Consider the following 17,402-nt stretch of genomic DNA (forward strand, 5'->3'; position numbering starts at 1 on the left):
GCGAGATCGACGAAAGTTGTTGCCGGATCACCGGAAGGTATAGACACATCGACACGCCGCAATTTAGTGTCGTGACCAACACGACAATGTTTCGTCGAGGTGAACCGGCGGCGCGGTAACCCATCGACCCCCACCACCGCTACGGCATCCGGCGCGACGGCGCGCGCCCGGCCTGGCATCCGTCAGGAAGGGACAGCACAGATGTCCATGAAGGACGCACCCACCCACCGGTCCCGACGATGGTTCTCCGCCGGATCGGCCCTGCTGCTCACGATCGCGGGTGGCACCGCCGCACTCGCGCTCGGCTCGACACCCGCCCAGGCGCACACCATCACCGCGAGCGACTTCCAGCAGGTCGAGCTGGCCCGCGGCGTCTCCGACATGGGCGAGCCGATGTCGCTCGCCGTGCTGCCGGACCGCTCCGTCCTGCACACCGCCCGCAACGGCACCCTGCGCCGCACCGACGCGGCCGGCACCACCTCGGTGATCGGCACGCTGGCCGTCTACAACCACGACGAGGAGGGGTTGCAGGGCGTCGGGGTCGACCCGAACTTCGCCAGCAACAGGCAGATCTTCCTCTACTACGCCCCGCCGCTGTCCACCCCCGCCGGCGACGCGCCCGCCACCGGCACCGACTTCTCGGCCTGGCAGGGCGTGAACCGCCTCTCCCGGTTCACCCTCAACGCCGACTTCACAGTCAACCAGGCCAGCAAGGTCGACGTGCTCGACGTACCCGCCGACCGGGGCCTGTGCTGCCACGTCGGCGGGGACATCGACTTCGACGCCGCCGGCAACCTCTACCTCTCCACCGGCGACGACACCAACCCGTTCGAGTCCGCCGGCTACTCGCCGCTCGACGAGCGGACCAACCGCAACCCGGCGTACGACGCCCAGCGCAGCGCCGGCAACACCAACGACCTGCGGGGCAAGATCCTGCGGATCAAGGTGAACGCCAACGGGACGTACTCCATCCCGTCGGGCAACCTGTTCGCGCCAGGCACGGCCAGGACCCGCCCGGAGATCTACGCGATGGGCTTCCGCAACCCGTTCCGGATCAGCGTGGACAAGGCCACAGGCGTCGTCTACGTCGGTGACTACGGGCCGGACGCCGGCTCCACCAGCTCCACCCGAGGACCGTCCGGTCAGGTCGAGTTCAACCGGGTCGCCGCGCCTGGCAACTACGGATGGCCGTACTGCACGGGCACCAACACCACCACCGAGACGTACAACGAGTGGGACTTCGCCACCAACACCGGCGGGGCGAAGTACAACTGCACGGGCGGGCCGACGAACAACTCGTTCCGCAACACCGGCCTGACCACCCTGCCGCCGGCCCAGCCGGCCTGGATCCGGTACGCCGGCGACGCCGGCACCCCCACCGAGTTCGGCGGCGGCTCCGAATCGCCGATGGGCGGCCCGGTCTACCGGTACAACGCCTCGTCGACCTCCACCACGAAGTTCCCGCAGTCGTTCGACGGGCAGTTCTTCGCCACCGAGTTCGGCAGGGGCTGGATCAAGCCCATCCACGTCAACGCCGACGGCTCCCGGGGCACCATCGACACCTTCCCGTGGGTCGGCAAGCAGGTCATGGACTCGGCGTTCGGCCCGGACGGCGCGTACTACGTGCTCGACTACGGCACCGGCTACTTCAACGGCGACGCCAACTCGGCGCTGTACCGCTTCGACTACGTCGGCGGCGGCAACCGGGCGCCGTCCGCGGTGGCCAGCGCCAACCGCACCTCGGGCGCGGCTCCGCTCGCGGTGACCTTTTCCTCGGCCGGCTCGTCCGACCCCGAGGGCGGCGCGCTCACCTACTCGTGGGCCTTCGGCGACGGCACCACCTCGACGGCCGCCAACCCGACGAAGACGTACACCACGAACGGCACCTACACGGCCACGCTGACGGTGCGGGACCCGCAGGGCGCCACCGGCAGCAGCAGCGTACGGATCAGCGTCGGCAACACCGCGCCGACGGTGACCATCAACAACCCCGGCAACGGGCAGTTGTTCAGCTTCGGTGACACGGTGCCGTTCAGCATCACGGTGACCGACCCGGAGGACGGCACGATCGACTGCACGAAGGTCAAGATGACCTACGTGCTCGGGCACGACCAGCACGGGCACCAGATCACCTCGAAGACCGGCTGCTCCGGTTCGATCACCATCCCGGTCGACGGTGAGCACGACGACGCGGCGAACATCTTCGCGATCTTCGACGCCGAGTACACCGACGCCGGTGGGCTGACCACGCACACCCAGCACACGCTGCCGCCGCGGCACCGGCAGGCCGAGTTCTTCGGCACCTCGTCCGGCATCAACGTGTTCAGCAAGACCCCGGCCGAGGGCGGCAAGACCGTCGGCGACATCAACAACGGCGACTGGATCGCGTTCCAGCCGTACCGGTTGGGCAACGTCACGTCGTTCACCGCCCGGGTCTCCTCGGCGGGTGCCGGTGGCACCCTCCAGGTCCGGGCCGGCTCGGCCACCGGCACGGTGCTCGGCTCGGCCACGGTCCCGGTGACCGGCGGTTGGGAGACGTTCACCACTGTCACCGGCGCGATCAGCAACCCGCCGACCGGTACGACGACGCTCTACCTGACGTTCGCCGGCTCGGGCACCGGGGCACTCTTCGACCTTGACGCGTTCACCTTCGTCACCGGTACGCCACCGGCCGGCGGGACGGGCGCGATCAAGGGTCTGGGCGGCAAGTGCCTGGACGTGCGCAACGCCGCCACCGCGGACGGCACCCAGATCCAGATCTACACCTGCAACGGCAGCGCCGCGCAGACCTGGGCGGTCACGCCGAACTCGACGGTCAGGTCGTTGGGCAAGTGTCTGGACGTCTCGGGTGGCGCCACCGCCGACGGCACCAAGATCCAGCTCTGGACCTGCAACGGCACCGGGGCGCAGAACTGGTCCGCCCAGGCCGACGGCACGCTGCGCAACGTGTCGTCCGGCAAGTGTCTCGACGTCTCAGGCAACAACTCGGCCGACAGCACGGTGGTCCACCTGTGGACCTGCACCGCCGCCGCCAACCAGAAGTGGACCCTGCCATGAGAATCCTGCGACCCGTCCTCGGCGCGGCGATGGCCGCCCTCGCCGTTCTCGCCTGCACCACCCCGGCCACCCCGGCCAGTGCCGCCGACGCCCCGTACGACGTGCTTGTCTTCTCCAAGACCGCCGGCTTCCGGCACGACGCGATCCCGGTCGGTATCCAGACCATCCGTGACCTGGGCGCCGCGAACAACTTCACGGTGACCGCCACCGAGGACGCCGCCGCCTTCACCACAGGCAACCTCGCCCAGTACGAGGCTGTGGTCTTCCTCAACACCACTGGCGACGTGCTCAACGCCAGCCAGCAGACCGCCTTCGAGTCGTACATCGGCTCGGGTCGCGGGTACGTGGGTGTGCACGCCGCCGCCGACACCGAGTACGACTGGCCGTTCTACGGCAACCTGGTCGGCGCGTGGTTCGCCTCGCATCCGGCGATCCAGCAGGCCAACATGAAGGTGGAGGACAGGGGTCACGCGGCGACCGCGCACCTGCCGCAGACCTGGACCCGCACCGACGAGTGGTACAACTACCGGACCAACGCCCGGTCCACCGCGCACGTGCTGGCCACCCTGGACGAGTCGTCGTACTCCGGTGGCGGCATGGGCGCGGACCACCCGCTGAGCTGGTGCAAGGGTTACAGCGGCGGCCGGTCCTTCTACACCGGCGCCGGGCACACCCAGGCGTCGTACGCGGAGCCGGCGTTCCGGGCGCACCTGCTCGGCGGCATCAGGTACGCGGCCGGTCGGAGCAAGGCCGACTGCCGGCCGGAGACCGGCTACACGCCGCTGTTCAACGGGTCGACGGCCGGTTGGTCGCAGGCCGGTCCGGGCAGCTTCACCAACTCCGACGCCACCCTCACCTCGGTGGGCGGCATGGGGCTGTTCTGGTACAACACCAAGCAGTTCACGAACTACTCGTTGAAGCTGGACTGGAAGCTCGCCGGGGACGACAACTCGGGCATCTTCATCGGGTTCCCGCCGTCGAGTGACCCGTGGTCGGCTGTGGACAACGGTTACGAGATCCAGATCGACGCCACCGACGCGGTGGACCGCACCACCGGAGCGGTCTACACGTTCAAGTCCGCCGACATCGCGGCCCGCGACGCGGCGCTCAACGCGCCGGGGGAGTGGAACACGTACGAGCTGCTGGTCGAGGGTGAGCGGCTGCAGATCTTCCTCAACGGGGTGAAGATCAACGACTTCACCAACACCAACCCGGTACGGTCGCTGGCCGGCCACATCGGCATCCAGAACCACGGCACCGGTGACGACGCCTCGTTCCGCAACATCCGCATCAAGGAGCTGGGCACCACCCCGCCGCCGACCGGCACGATCCAGGCCGAGGCGTTCAGCTCGGCCAACGGGGTCTCCGCGTTCACCAAGGCGGGCGCCAACGGCGGGCAGACCATCGGCTACATCGACCCGGGCGACTGGGCCGCGTACAACGGGGTGGACCTGACCGGTGTCACGTCGTTCACCTCCCGAGTCGTCTCGGGCGGCGCGGGCGGCACCATCCAGGTGCGTACCGGCTCGGCCACCGGCCCGGTGCTCGGCTCGGTCGCGGTGCCGAACACCGGCAGTTGGACCACCTTCGCCAACGTCACGACCGCCCTGTCGGGCGTCCCGTCCGGGGCCCAGAACCTGTACCTCACGTTCACCGGTAGCGGCACGGGGCTCTTCGACGTTGACGACTTCACCCTGGTCAAGGGGACTGGCGGCGGCACCCGGGTCGGCCCGATCAAGGGCCTGGCCGGCAGGTGCCTGGACGTGCGCAACGCCGGCACCGCCGACGGCACCCAGGTCCAGATCTACACCTGCAACGGCAGCGCGGCGCAGACCTGGACCGTGACGCCGAACTCGACGATCAAGGCGCTCGGCAAGTGCCTCGACGTGTCCGGCAGCGGCACCGCCGACGGCACCAAGATCCAGCTCTGGACCTGCAACGGCAGCGGCGCGCAGAACTGGGCGGCCCAGTCCGACGGCACCCTGCGCAACCCGTCGTCGGGCAAGTGCCTCGACGTCTCCGGCAACAACTCGGCGGACAGCACCATCGTGCACCTCTGGACCTGCCTCAACGCGGCGAACCAGAAGTGGACGCTGCCCTGACCTGCCGGCCGGGAGGGGGTCGTCGGTCAGGCCGGCGGCCCGGACGGCAGTGCGGCAGTGAGCGTTATACCTGTGGGTCATATGTATGACGCACAGGTATAACGCTCACACCACTTGTGACCGCCGCCCGGCGGCGAGGTGCGCCCGCGAGGCCACGGACCGGCTCACAGTTGGCTGCCGTACCTTGACCAGCATGGGGCGTTTCGCGCAGTGGCGCCGGATGGTGCTGGCGCACGGGCACCGGCTGCTGGACCGGGCCGGCGATCCCGATCCGTTGACCGGGCCGGCGCCGAGCCTGAACCGTCTCGACGCGCTGGTGGAGGGCTTCGCCGCCGGCCAGTCGGTGCGCTGGGCGCTTGCCGGAGCACCCCGGCCGCTGCCGGAGGCGGTCGACGTGGCGGCGTACCGGATCATCGAGGAGTCGCTCACCAACGCGCGCCGGCACGCCCCGGGCGCGCCGGTCGCGGTCCGCCTGCGCTACGACCCCCAGGGCATCACCATCGAGGTACGCGACGACGGCGCCGCCGCGCCGGTGGGGGAGCCCCGGGGTGCCGATCAAGGACTGATCGCCGTACGCAGACGTGCCGAACGCATCGGCGGCACCTTCTCCGCGGGCCCCCGACCGGACGGCGGCTTCACCGTCCGGGCCGTCCTGCCGGCACCCGAAGAAGCGGCCGAGTGACGTTCCGGGGCTTCCCCGATGGGGTGCGGCGCAAATAGGGTGGGACCGGCGACCGTGACGGTGGCCGGTGACCCGGTGGGAGGCGCAACCCGCCGGGCCCAGGTGTGTTCCGCACCCACCGGTGACCGCCCCGACGCCGCGCACCGGTCCGACCGGTCACCCTCGCCCTGGTCCGCACATGGAATCCCCATCACAACAGGGGAGAAGGACAATGGCGCGACCCATCACGCTCTTCACCGGCCAGTGGGCCGACCTTCCGTTCGAGGAGGTCTGCCGGCTCGCCTCCGAGTGGGGCTACGACGGTCTGGAGATCGCCTGCTGGGGCGACCACTTCGAGGTCGACAAGGCGCTCGCCGACGACTCGTACGTCGATCGCAAGCGGGAGACGCTCGCGAAGCACAACCTTCAGGTCTTCACGATCTCCAACCACCTCGTCGGCCAGGCGGTCTGTGACCACCCGATCGACGAGCGGCACCAGGACATCCTGCCCGCCCGGATCTGGGGCGACGGGGAGCCCGAGGGTGTCCGCCAGCGGGCCGCCGAGGAGATCAAGGACACCGCGCGGGCGGCGGCGAAGCTCGGCGTGAAGACCGTCGTCGGTTTCACCGGCTCGTCGATCTGGCACACCCTGGCGATGTTCCCGCCGGTGCCGCCGTCGATGATCGAGCGTGGCTACCAGGACTTCGCCGACCGGTGGAACCCGATCCTCGACGTGTTCGACGAGGTGGGGGTGCGGTTCGCGCACGAGGTGCACCCCAGCGAGATCGCGTACGACTACTGGACGACGAAGCGCGCACTGGAGGCCATCGGCAACCGGCCCGCGTTCGGGTTGAACTGGGACCCGTCGCACTTCGTCTGGCAGGAACTGGACCCGGTGAACTTCATCTTCGACTTCGCCGACCGGATCTACCACGTGGACTGCAAGGACGCGAAGGTGCGTACCGGGGACGGCCGCCGTGGCCGGCTCGCCTCGCACCTGCCCTGGGCGGACCTGCGCCGGGGGTGGGACTTCGTCTCCACCGGGCACGGCGACGTGCCCTGGGAGGACTGCTTCCGCGCGTTGAACGCGATCGGCTACACCGGCCCCATCTCGATCGAGTGGGAGGACGCCGGAATGGACCGCCTGCTCGGCGCGCCGGAGGCGTTGCAGTTCGTCAGGAGGCTCGCCTTCGACGCCCCGAGTGCCGCCTTCGACGCGGCGTTCAGCAGCAAGGACTGACCGTACGCGGACAGACCACGGGCCGGTCGCCTCTCGGCGACCGGCCCGTCGACGTGCGATGGGTCTACGTGCGATGAATCAGAGCGTGCTGGCGTTGGTGCCCGAGCCGGACGGCTTGGTGCGGGGGTTGGTGGCCGACGGCGACCCGGAGGTCGTGCCGACCGGGCTGCTGCCCGCCTTGGCGCCCACGGTGGCGGGCGTGCCGGCGAACGCGTCGTCGGCGGCGGTCAGCTCCTGCTTGCCGGTGCTGCCGTTGCCGGTGCCCAGCTTCTCGCCCAGCTTGCTCTGGCCGAGCTTGTCCTTGCCCTCGCTGTAGAGCTTGTTGGCCTGGGCCTGCGCAACCCCCGCCGCCTCCTGGACGGTCGGGTGGTCGAGCACCTTGCGGCCCCGGACCACGAGCTCCTCGTACTTCTCCCGGCCGGCACGGGCGCCCAGGACGAATCCCGCAGCCAGCCCGCCAAGAAACATGATCTTTCCGCGCATGGCGGCTCCTTCCGTACCTGACGCGCCGTCACCCCGGCGGGTTGCCCCGTCGGAAGGCGACCAATTCGCGCCTGCGTCCTCTGTCCGCAGCTAACTACCCATCCTGCTCTCCGCTCAAGCATGCTTGTGCCGGGATGACGATTTACCCCGATTGTCGAGGTCCGGGTCGGGAGGGAACCCACTGGACCACCACCCGGGTATGTCCTGTACTCTTGTCCCGTCGCAGGGCGCCGGTGAGATCCGGTTCCGGGCGGTGCACGATCCCCTGTAGCTCAATTGGCAGAGCAGCCGGCTGTTAACCGGCAGGTTATTGGTTCGAGTCCAATCGGGGGAGCCAGAGTTTCACCCACGCCCGTCGGCCCCCGGCCGACGGGCGTTTTCGTGCGTATGGCCCCGGTTTCGCCCTCCCGCGCCGCGCTCGCCCGGCAGGATGGTCGATGTCGACTTAGACTCCCGCTGCGTCGATTGATGCGTCGATTCTTGGGGTGGGTGCGGATGGCCGGACGAGGCGGCAGGGCCACGCTGATCGCGGTGGCGGTCGTGCTGGCCTGGCTGGTGATCGGCGGGGTGGCCGGCCCGTACTCGGGGCGCCTCAGCGAGGTCGCCACCAACGACAACGCCGCGTTCCTGCCCACCGACGCCGAGGCGACCCGCGCCCAGGACCTCGCCGGCGGGTTCGTCGACCGCGAGACCGTCCCGGCGCTTGTCGTCTACGAACGGACCTCAGGCATCACCGACGGGGACCGGCAGCGGGTGAGCGCCGACCTCGCCCGGTTCGCCCAGGTGCCCGGCGTGGTCACCCCGCTGCCCCCACCCATCCCCAGCGCGGACGGCCAGGCCCTCCAGGTGGTCGTCCCGGTGGACGACGCCGAGGGTGAGGAGATCGGTACTGTCGTCGAGCAACTGCGTGACATCACCGGCGCCGGCCAGGACGGGCTCACCGTCGACGTCGCCGGACCGGCCGGCCTGCTCGCCGACCTGATCGAGGTGTTCGCCGCCATCGACGGGCCACTGCTGCTCGTCACTCTCGTCGTAGTGCTGATCATCCTGCTGATCGTCTACCGCAGCCCGGTGCTCTGGATCTTTCCGCTGCTCGCCGCCGGCATGTCGTACGCGCTGGCCTCGGTCTTCGTCTACCTGCTCGCCGACGCCGACGTGATCAAGCTCAACGGGCAGGCCCAGGGCATCCTCACCGTGCTGGTCTTCGGCGCCGGCACCGACTACGCGCTGCTGCTCATCGCCCGCTACCGGGAGGAGCTGCACCGACACGACCGATCGTGGGACGCCATGCGCACCGCATGGAAGGGCGCCGCACCCGCCATCATCGCGTCCGGCGGCACCGTCATCGTCAGCCTGCTCTGCCTGCTGCTGTCCAGCCTCAACTCCAACCGGGCGCTCGGCCCGGTCGCCGCCATCGGCATCGCCGCCACCCTGCTGGTGATGCTCACCTTCCTGCCCGCGCTGCTGGTGCTCGGCGGGCGGTGGGCGTTCTGGCCCCGCCGTCCCCGCGAGGACCAGGCCGACCCGCGCGCCGAACACGGCATCTGGAGCCGCATCGCCGGGTTCGTGGCCCGGCACGCCCGGCCGATCTGGCTGAGCACAGCAGTAGTGCTGGCCCTGCTCACGCTCGGCCTCACCCAGCTCGGCGCCACCACCCTCGGCCAGTCCGACCTGTTCACCCAGCGCACCGACTCGGTCGACGGGCAGGAGGTGATCGCCCGGCACTACCCGGCCGGCACCGGCAGCCCGGCCACCATCTTCACCACCGAACAGACAGCTCGGCAGGTCGCCCAGGTGGCGCAGGGCGTACCCGGCGTCGCCGACGTCCGCCCGCTCACCACCGGCCCGCAGACCGGCCCGCCGGACCCGAACGCCGCACCGAAGGTCGTCGACGGGCGGGTGCAGCTGGAGGCGACCCTGGCCGACCCGCCGGACAGCGACGGCGCCGAACGGGCCATCCGCGAGCTGCGGGTCGCCGTCCACCGGGTGCCCGACGCGGACGCCGTGGTCGGCGGCTTCACCGCGATCAACGTGGACACCTCCGACGCCGCGACACGCGACCAGAACGTCATCATCCCGATCGTGCTGGTGGTCATCGCCGTCATCCTGGCCCTGCTGCTGCGCGCCCTGCTCGCCCCGCTGCTGCTGATCGCCACGGTGCTGCTCAGCTTCGCCGCCACCCTCGGCCTGTGCGCGCTGCTGTTCCGGCACGTCTTCGACTTCCCCGGCGTCGACTCGTCGTTCCCGCTGTTCGCGTTCGTCTTCCTGGTGGCGCTCGGCATCGACTACAACATCTTCCTGATGAGTCGGGTGCGCGAGGAGTCCGTCAAGCGCGGCACCCGCGCCGGTGTGCTCGCCGGCCTCGCCGTCACCGGCGGCGTGATCACCTCCGCCGGCATCGTGCTCGCCGCGACGTTCTCCGCCCTCGCCGTGCTGCCCCTGGTGGTACTCGTCGAACTTGGTACCGCCGTCGCCGTCGGGGTACTCATCGACACGATCATCGTCCGGTCGCTGCTGGTGCCGGCACTCGCGTACGACATCGGGCCGAAGATCTGGTGGCCGGGCCGGCTGTCCCGGGCGAACGGTGAGCGGGAGGCGCGCGATGCTGGCTGAGACCGACGTGGTCATCGTCGGCGGCGGCCTGGCCGGCCTCGCCGCCGCCCGGCGGCTGCACCGCGCCGGCGTGCCCTGGCGGCTGCTGGAGGCCGGCGGTCGACTCGGCGGCCGGGTCGCCACCGACGTCGTCGACGGCTACCTGATCGACAGGGGTTTCCAGGTGCTCAACACCGCCTACCCCCGGCTCGGCACGCTGCTCGACACCGGCCGGCTCAACCTCGGCTACTTCACCTCCGGGGTGCTCGTCCGCAAGGGCGACGACCTGCTGCGGCTGGTCAACCCGCTGCGCGAGCCCACCGGCGGCCCCGGCACCGCGCTGGCCGGCGTCGGGTCCCTGCGCGACCGGCTGCGCTTCGCGGCGCTCGCCGCCGGCTGCGCCACACTGCCCACCTCCCGACTGCTCACCGCACCGGAGACCACCGCCGAGACGGCGCTGCGCCGCGCCGGCCTCTCCGACGCGATCATCGAGGAGCTGCTGCGCCCGTTCCTGTCCGGTGTGTTCATCGACCGGGAACTGGCCACCTCCAGCCACGTCCTCGCGATGGTGCTGCGGTCCTTCGCCCGTGGCCGCATCGGCCTGCCCGCCGAGGGAATGGCCGCGCTGCCCCGGGCCGTCGCCGACCCGCTGCCGGCCGACCTGCTCGACCTGAACATGCCGGTCGCCGAGGTCGCGCCCGGCCGGGTCCGCACCCAGGCCGGCGACATCCGCTGCCGCGCCGTCGTGGTCGCCGTCGACCCGCCCGCCGCGTCCGCGCTGCTGCCGGCCCTGGCGACGGTACGGATGCACAGCTACACCACCTACTACCACAGCGCGCCCGAGCCGCCCCTTGCCGAACCGATCCTGCTCGTCGACGGCGACCGGCGGGAGATCGTGGCGAACACAGTGGTGCTCAGCAACGCCGCCACCACGTACGCGCCGGCCGGGCGGCACCTCGTCGCCACCTCAGTGGTCGGCCCGACCGCCCCACCCGAGCCGACCATCCGGGCCGAGTTGACCCGGCTGTACGGGCACTCCACCGCCGACTGGACACACCTCACCACCGTCTCCGTACCGCAGGCGCTGCCCGCCGCCCCGCCACCACAGGGACGGCTGCGCAAACCCGTCGCGCTGGGAGAGGGCCTGTTCGTGGCCGGTGACCACCGGGACAGCCCATCCATCCAGGGCGCCCTCGCCAGCGGCTGGCGCGCCGCCGGCGCTGTCCTGGAGGAGCTGCGCGCCAGCTGACCGCCGTACCCGAGCACGCTGTTATATTCCTGTAGCCCTTCGTGCTCGTGCAGCCGTGGGCGCCGGCCGGCGCGGTGCTGGCTGCTGACCGCCGAGCGGGATAAGATCCGGCGCGGTGTTCGGGGCGGTAGCTCAGCCGGTTAGAGCAGGGGACTCATAATCCCTCGGTCGCGGGTTCGAGTCCCGCCCGCCCCACCAACCGTTTTACCTGGTCAGCCGATTGTTGACGACTCGGGCGAACCGCATCGAGGCCCGGGTCGACGCCCTCGGTCCGCGCTGAGTCCGCAGCAGCACGACCCGCCCGGTCGAGGCGGTCCGCCGCCTTGACGTTGGCGCCCTCCGCCACCCGCGAGACTAGCCGTCGTATGCCGCAGCTCGTGCGGGTCAGGCTTGCCAGATGCCTAGTGCCGGCCGGCAATCCTCGCGGTCAGTCTCCGTTGAACAAGAGCTGTCGGTGGTGGGGGCGTCGGGGCGCGACCTCTAGGAGCGCTGCGAGCTGAAGTATCGCCTGGGCGGCAGCTCGCAGGCTGTCATCCTTGGATCGCTCGATGATCGACTGAAGTTCGGTTGCCAGCCTGGTCGTCTGGCGGCTGTTGAACCAGGTGTCGTCGTAGGGATCGACTCCGGAGAGCAACGGGTAACGGGACGGCTCCGATGTAGCCAAGGAGCAGAGAGACGCGATGCCCGCGGCGTCAGTAAGTTGCTCCACGACGACACCGCTGTACTCCCGGACCTGCACACTCATTCCCACGGCCTCATCGTGCCGGACGGGTGATCGCCGGGTGAGCCTGGTCCTCACCAAAAGCGCCCGCACGACTGCCCGACGAGGAGATCCCTCTTGTAGCCGAGTAGCTACGCGCCCACTGCATCCCCTTGTCCTTGAGCGCCAGAGTTCAGGCAGAGAAGCGTGCCTCGCCCGTTCGCTTATCCACCACGACGGGGTGATTGCCGGCCATTGCCTGATGCCAGTCATCAGCTTCGACGTACGCCTTCCCGTTGTAGGGAAAGACGTACACGTCTTCGAGATCCTTGACGGCACAGTCGACGATGACCACTGGATGAGGGAAGCGTTCTCTGACCTCGACGTCGAGGAACTGTTCGGCGATCTGTCGTGCTGAGTCCAGGGAGATCATCAGCTCATCGTCCCTCAGTTGCCCGCAAGCGCCCCGGGATGTGGCTCATCCGAGATGACTTTGCCAGCGTCGTGTCGTTCGTCGACGGCTGCAACGAGGCAAACGCTCGAGCCTTGCTGACCGTGGCTGGTGACTCGAGCCAGCTGCCTCAACAATCGCCGGCCCCAAGAACGTCCGCGACATGGCCCCCGACGTTGACGCCCGCGCCGTCGAGACCCTGTTCGACCTGCTCGACGAGTCCCTGGAACTACGCGATGAGCACGATGGCCTGAAACGCATCTTCGCCGCACATGAACAGTGGCGCCGCCTCCGTGAGCAGAACGGATGCAGCGCCGCTGACGCATCTGGCTGCCCCACCGTCCCATGGCCTAGAGCCGCCAGCCGGATCACGCCCACCCTCGACAACAATCGTTGAGACTCGCCCGAGAGGGCTGCTGCAGATTTCGCGTCCGACCCCTGCCGTGTCACCGTTCCCTGAGCCGCTGCCGCCACCACGCCTGCGCGTTCCACGTGCGTCGCTCGGCGGCTCGGGGGTCGGGCAGTGTCTTGCGGAGAAACTCCTCGTCCAACGGGTCGACGAGGCGCTGCAACTCGCGGCGGGCGGCGGCCGGCAGCCGGCGCAGCGCCTCGCCCAGGACGTCCCGTTGGTCCACCACGTCGCAGTGCCCGCAGGGGCAGTAGTCGAAAGGTAGATCCAGCCATCGTCCCGACTGTCGAATCGTACGGCGGTAGTCGGCCAGAGCTGTCGCTACCGAGCCGAGGCCTGGGTTCTCGCGTTCGAGCCTGACGATCGCCGCGTTCGCGCCGTTCGACAGGCCGTTGATGGGGCGGACTCTGCAGGCGTTCCACCGGGCCGCCTTCGACAGTGCGCGCAGCGCACCAGGTGATCTACGCGCCATGGACCTTTCGGGGCTGACTCATAACGAGCACCCTGCCAGAGCATCGCGACACCACGCCACCGCATTCCCGCCCCTCCTCCGCGTGCGCCGCACGTCGGTGGCTGGTCCTGCTGCCGTCGCCGGCGAACGGTTCCCTGGCTTTGCTCGGCTGCGTCCCGGATACCCGCGGCGTGATCGACAACGATCCCGGTGTGCCCGGGCTGCCTCGCGTGTCTCATCCCGCCGACAGTTCGACGCTACCGCTCTACATGGTCTTCTTCTTCCTGCTCGGCCTGGTCGGCTTCGCGGTGTACGGGGTGGCAGACGGTGGAAAGGCGCTCGTCCTCGCGATCATCGTTGCCGTGGTCTTCTTCACGTGCTTCCTGATCCTGTTCACGATCTACTGGCTCGGATATCTCCTGAAGGGGCACGCGAGCTGGCAGGCCGAGCAGCGGGCACGGTCCGCGGGACCGTCCACTGACGAGTAGCCGTCGACGGGTCTCCGTCGCTGGACGCCGCGAGCCACCACGGCGGCATGGCGTCACACGTCGGCGAGCCGCGCCGGGTCGAGCCGGGCGAGGCGGGCCGCGTCCTGGCCCGGCGGTAGCCCGAACAGCCGGCGGTACTCGCGGCTGAACTGCGACGCGCTCTCGTAGCCGACCGCGAACCCGACGGCCGCCACGTCACCGGGCTCGGCGAGCAGCCGGGCCCGCGCCTCCTGGAGCCGGATCACCTTCTGGAACTGGATAGGTGTCATCGTGGTGATCGCGCGGAAGTGGCGGTGCAGGGACGTCACGCTCATCCCGGCGACGCGCGCCACGTCCTCGACCCGGAACAGGTCGGCGTGATGGTCGCGGATCCAGCGGATCGCCCGTTCGATCTGTACGACGTTGCCGTCGCCCAACCCGATCTGCCGGACCGTGCCACCCTGCTCGCTGGTCAGCAGCCGCCAGACCACCTCGCGCTCCAGGCCCGCCCACAGCACGCGCTGATCGTCGGGGCGATCGAGCAGGCGTAGCAGCCGTACCACAGCGTCGAGCAGGTCGTCGCCGGCGGTGCTGACCGCGATGCCGGTCGCCGGCTCGCCCCGCGCGGGTGGGGTGTCCAGCAGCAGCTCCGCGATCAGCGGTGGCCGCAGCGTGAGGCCCAGCACCAGGTACGGCTCGTCGGGGGTGGCCCGGGTGACGTGGGCGATCACCGGCAGTTCCAGTGACGCGACGACGAACTGCCCGGCCGCGTACGCGAAGACTCTGTTGCCCAGGACCGCGCGCTTCGCTCCCTGCGCGACCATGGCGAAGGTCGGCGCGGTCTGGGCCGGCACCGGCTCGGTGGGGGAGTCGCTGCGGTGCAGGGCGAGCCCGCCGGGCGTCGGCCGCCCGGCGTGGCGTCGCACCAGGTCGCAGATCTCGGGCAGGGCGCTCATGGTGCCCATCCTGCCGAGTTTGGCAGGATCAGGCAACGCGGTGGCAGTATCGGTCTACCCGCATCGGTACCCGCAGGTGTGCACTTGACGCATGCCACTCGACAGTTTCGTCACACTGGGCCGCTCTGGCCTGCGCATCAGTCCGTACACCCTCGGTGCCATGACCTTCGGGGAGGATCATGGCTGGGGAGCCTCGGTCGCCGACTCGGAGGCGATGATCACTGAGTATCTGGAACGTGGCGGCAACTCCATCGACACCGCCAACATCTACACCAACGGCCACTCCGAGAAGATCATCGGGGATTACCTGGCCGCGCGGCCAGGCCTGCGGGACCGGATCGTCCTCGGTTCCAAGTTCTTCGGCAACCTGTTCCTCGGCGACCCCAACGGCGGCGGCGCCGGGCGCAAGGCGGTGGTGGCCCAGGTGGAGGAGTCGCTGCGCCGGCTGCGCACCGACTACCTGGACATCTACTGGCTGCACAACTGGGACCGGGGCGTACCTGTCGAGGAGACGCTGCGCGCCCTGGACAACCTCGTCACGGCCGGCAAGATCCGGTACGTGGGCCTGTCGGACCTGCCCGCGTGGAAGGCGGCCGAGGCGCAGATCGTCGCCCACTTCCGTGGGTGGACGCCGGCGATCGGGATGCAGCTCGAATATTCGCTGCTCGAAAGGACCGTCGAGGGGGAGTTGATCCCGATGGCGGCCGAGCACGGCCTCGGAGTGCTGCCCTGGAGCCCGCTCAAGAGCGGCTGGCTCTCCGGCAAGTTCGTCCGTGGGAACGACACAGTCGACACGAAACGTGGCGCGCTGGTGGGCGGCCCCGCCGAGCGTGACTGGCAGGTCATCGACGTGCTGCACGAGGTGGCGAACGAGGCGGGAGTGACCCCGGCGGCGGCGGCGCTGGCCTGGGTCGGCGCTCGACCCGGCGTGACCTCGGTGCTGATCGGCGCGCGGCGCCTCGACCAGCTCACGGCGAACCTGGACGCGGTGAACGTGCGGTTGTCGCCGCGGCAGACGGAACGACTCGACGAGGTGTCGACGCCCGCGTTGAACTTCCCCGCCGACAACAATCGGCTCCTCGCGCCGAGGCTCGCCTTCGCGGGCGCGACAGTCGACGGCCAGCCGAGCAGCCCGTCGCCGTGGCTCACCCCCGACGCGGTCAGGTACTGATCACCGAGCGGCCGGGGTAGCGCAGGCTGTACCGAAGGAGGGCAGCAGGGGGGATCGTCCAGGTATCGGACTTCTTGAACCATTGATGGTGTCAAGCGTTTCCGATACCGAGGAGTCATCATGCCCGTGACACCGAACGATCCCTCCCGCCGCCGCCGATCCGTGCGGATGGCCGCCGCCGCGGTGGCTGCCGTCACCGTCGGCGCCGCCCTGACCGGCCCCTCGGCGTTCGCCGACACCGGCCGGCGAGACGGTCCGCGCGACGTCGTGCAGCGACAACTGGACGGTCTGGTCAGCGAGAGCGGCTTCCCCGGCGTACTCGCCTCGGTGCGGGGGACCGACGGGCGGGTCCGGGACTACACCGCAGGGGTCGGTGACCTTCAGACCCGCCGCCCGGTTCCCCGCGACGGTCAGGTCCGCATCGGCAGTAACACCAAGAGCTTCACCGCGGTGGTCGTCCTCCAGTTGGTGGGCGAGGGCCGCATCGACCTGGACGCCACAGTCGAGCACTACCTGCCCGGGGTCGTGCGCGGCAACGGCAACGACGGCGGCAGGATCACCGTACGGCAGCTGCTGCAACAGACAAGCGGCCTGCCGGACTACGACGACGTGCTGTTCACCAGGTCGCAGGACCTGGTCGACAAGAGCCACTCGTACTACGAGCCGCGCCGGCTGGTGGACGCGGCGCTCACCGGCGCACCGCACTTCGCGCCGGGGGAGAAGTGGGAGTACAGCAACACCAACTACGTCCTCGCCGGGCTCATCGTCGAGCAGGTCACCGAACGCCCGATCGGCGAGGAGATCACCAACCGCATCATCGGGCCGCTCGGTCTGCGCGACACCTACTGGCCGGGCGTCGGTGAACAGCGGCTCCGCGGCACCCACCCGCACGGTTACGTCGCGGTGGCGCCCGGCGCGCCGTGGGTGGACGTCACCGAGATGGACCCGTCCCTGGGCTGGTCGGCCGGCCAACTGGTGTCGACCCCGGACGAGCTGCGGACCTTCTTCGACGCGCTGGTGGGCGGCCGGCTGCTCAAGCCCGCGCAGCAGGCGGCCCTGACGACGACAGTGCCGGCGCCCGGGTTCGAACCGACCGGGGAGTACGCGTACGGGCTTGGTGTCGCGCGCTACGAGCTGCCCTGCGGCGGCTACGCCTGGGGCCACGGCGGTGACATCCAGGGCTTCGAGACCCGGAACCTGGCCACCAGTGACGGCCGGAGCGCCGTCGTCGCGGTGACCGGCCTGCCGACCGGCGAGGAGATGCTGGGCGCGGTGAACCGGAGCGTCGAGACGGCGCTGTGCGCCACGGATCGCTGATCCGGCCGCGCCCCCGCCGAGCCGGGGCGGACCGATCCAGTCTGGATCGTCCGCTCCGGCGGCCACCACGGATCGCTGCGGCGTCCGTGGTGGAGC

Annotated in this window: 15 protein-coding genes and 2 tRNA genes; 12 read left to right on the top strand and 5 right to left on the bottom strand. The window is 70.0% G+C overall.

Translation table 11 applies throughout. The features are described from left to right. Positions 1-201: 201 nt before the first annotated feature. From ACZ6N8_RS08300 to ACZ6N8_RS08315, 4 genes are all read left to right on the top strand, one after another. Positions 202-3,057, top strand: a complete 2,856-nt coding sequence (locus ACZ6N8_RS08300; protein ID WP_466008544.1) for a PQQ-dependent sugar dehydrogenase — start codon at positions 202-204, stop codon at positions 3,055-3,057. Continuing rightward, entirely contained in the window at positions 3,054-5,159 is a 2,106-nt protein-coding gene (locus ACZ6N8_RS08305; protein ID WP_466008546.1) for a ThuA domain-containing protein, read from the top strand. The genes ACZ6N8_RS08300 and ACZ6N8_RS08305 overlap by 4 nt, the downstream gene beginning before the upstream one ends. A gap of 193 nt (positions 5,160-5,352) precedes the next feature. Continuing rightward, positions 5,353-5,841, top strand: coding sequence for a sensor histidine kinase (locus ACZ6N8_RS08310; RefSeq protein ID WP_466008547.1), 489 nt, complete (start codon positions 5,353-5,355; stop codon positions 5,839-5,841). A gap of 211 nt (positions 5,842-6,052) precedes the next feature. Then, positions 6,053-7,060, top strand: coding sequence for a sugar phosphate isomerase/epimerase family protein (locus tag ACZ6N8_RS08315; RefSeq protein WP_354824957.1), 1,008 nt, complete (start codon positions 6,053-6,055; stop codon positions 7,058-7,060). A gap of 78 nt (positions 7,061-7,138) precedes the next feature. Here the strand turns inward: ACZ6N8_RS08315 and ACZ6N8_RS08320 are convergent, their stop codons facing one another. Continuing rightward, on the bottom strand, positions 7,139-7,543 hold the full coding sequence (locus ACZ6N8_RS08320) for a hypothetical protein (protein ID WP_354824954.1): 405 nt from the start codon (positions 7,541-7,543) through the stop codon (positions 7,139-7,141). A gap of 261 nt (positions 7,544-7,804) precedes the next feature. Here ACZ6N8_RS08320 and ACZ6N8_RS08325 point away from each other — a divergent pair. The 4 genes from ACZ6N8_RS08325 to ACZ6N8_RS08340 all read left to right on the top strand — a co-directional run bounded on the left by ACZ6N8_RS08325 (position 7,805) and on the right by ACZ6N8_RS08340 (position 11,582). Then, a tRNA-Asn gene (locus ACZ6N8_RS08325) sits at positions 7,805-7,880 on the top strand. 158 nt (positions 7,881-8,038) lie between these two features. Next, positions 8,039-10,156, top strand: a complete 2,118-nt coding sequence (locus ACZ6N8_RS08330) for an MMPL family transporter (RefSeq protein ID WP_466008550.1) — start codon at positions 8,039-8,041, stop codon at positions 10,154-10,156. After that, positions 10,146-11,384: an FAD-dependent oxidoreductase gene (locus tag ACZ6N8_RS08335; protein ID WP_466008552.1), complete on the top strand. Its 1,239-nt coding sequence runs from the start codon at positions 10,146-10,148 to the stop codon at positions 11,382-11,384. The genes ACZ6N8_RS08330 and ACZ6N8_RS08335 overlap by 11 nt, the downstream gene beginning before the upstream one ends. Positions 11,385-11,505: 121 nt before the next feature. Further along, positions 11,506-11,582, top strand: a tRNA-Ile gene (locus ACZ6N8_RS08340). Positions 11,583-11,811: 229 nt separating this feature from the next. Here ACZ6N8_RS08340 and ACZ6N8_RS08345 read toward each other — a convergent pair. Continuing rightward, positions 11,812-12,135: a hypothetical protein gene (locus ACZ6N8_RS08345; protein WP_357985851.1), complete on the bottom strand. Its 324-nt coding sequence runs from the start codon at positions 12,133-12,135 to the stop codon at positions 11,812-11,814. A 142-nt stretch (positions 12,136-12,277) separates the two neighbouring features. Next, on the bottom strand, positions 12,278-12,517 hold the full coding sequence (locus tag ACZ6N8_RS08350; protein WP_357985848.1) for a YrhB domain-containing protein: 240 nt from the start codon (positions 12,515-12,517) through the stop codon (positions 12,278-12,280). A 181-nt stretch (positions 12,518-12,698) separates the two neighbouring features. Between ACZ6N8_RS08350 and ACZ6N8_RS08355 the strand changes: the two genes are divergently transcribed. Further along, the gene (locus ACZ6N8_RS08355; protein WP_466008554.1) at positions 12,699-12,932 is read left to right on the top strand and encodes a hypothetical protein; all 234 of its coding nucleotides are present in this window, start codon (positions 12,699-12,701) and stop codon (positions 12,930-12,932) included. A 49-nt stretch (positions 12,933-12,981) separates the two neighbouring features. Here ACZ6N8_RS08355 and ACZ6N8_RS08360 read toward each other — a convergent pair whose 3' ends face one another. Further along, positions 12,982-13,173: a hypothetical protein gene (locus ACZ6N8_RS08360; protein ID WP_466008555.1), complete on the bottom strand. Its 192-nt coding sequence runs from the start codon at positions 13,171-13,173 to the stop codon at positions 12,982-12,984. 452 nt (positions 13,174-13,625) lie between these two features. Between ACZ6N8_RS08360 and ACZ6N8_RS08365 the strand changes: the two genes are divergently transcribed. After that, positions 13,626-13,883 carry a hypothetical protein gene (locus tag ACZ6N8_RS08365; RefSeq protein ID WP_466008557.1) on the top strand — a complete coding sequence of 86 codons (258 nt, stop codon included), beginning with the start codon at positions 13,626-13,628 and terminating at the stop codon, positions 13,881-13,883. 53 nt (positions 13,884-13,936) lie between these two features. Here ACZ6N8_RS08365 and ACZ6N8_RS08370 read toward each other — a convergent pair whose 3' ends face one another. Continuing rightward, positions 13,937-14,827, bottom strand: coding sequence for an AraC family transcriptional regulator (locus ACZ6N8_RS08370; protein WP_466008559.1), 891 nt, complete (start codon positions 14,825-14,827; stop codon positions 13,937-13,939). Between the two features lie 82 nt (positions 14,828-14,909). Between ACZ6N8_RS08370 and ACZ6N8_RS08375 the strand changes: the two genes are divergently transcribed. Both ACZ6N8_RS08375 and ACZ6N8_RS08380 read left to right on the top strand, forming a co-directional pair. Continuing rightward, complete coding sequence (locus ACZ6N8_RS08375; RefSeq protein ID WP_466008560.1) at positions 14,910-15,989, top strand: aldo/keto reductase; 1,080 nt, start codon at positions 14,910-14,912, stop codon at positions 15,987-15,989. Positions 15,990-16,109: 120 nt separating this feature from the next. Continuing rightward, entirely contained in the window at positions 16,110-17,306 is a 1,197-nt protein-coding gene (locus tag ACZ6N8_RS08380; protein ID WP_466008562.1) for a serine hydrolase domain-containing protein, read from the top strand. Positions 17,307-17,402: the final 96 nt, after the last annotated feature.

The sequence above is a fragment of the Micromonospora sp. NPDC047521 genome (assembly GCF_055587305.1).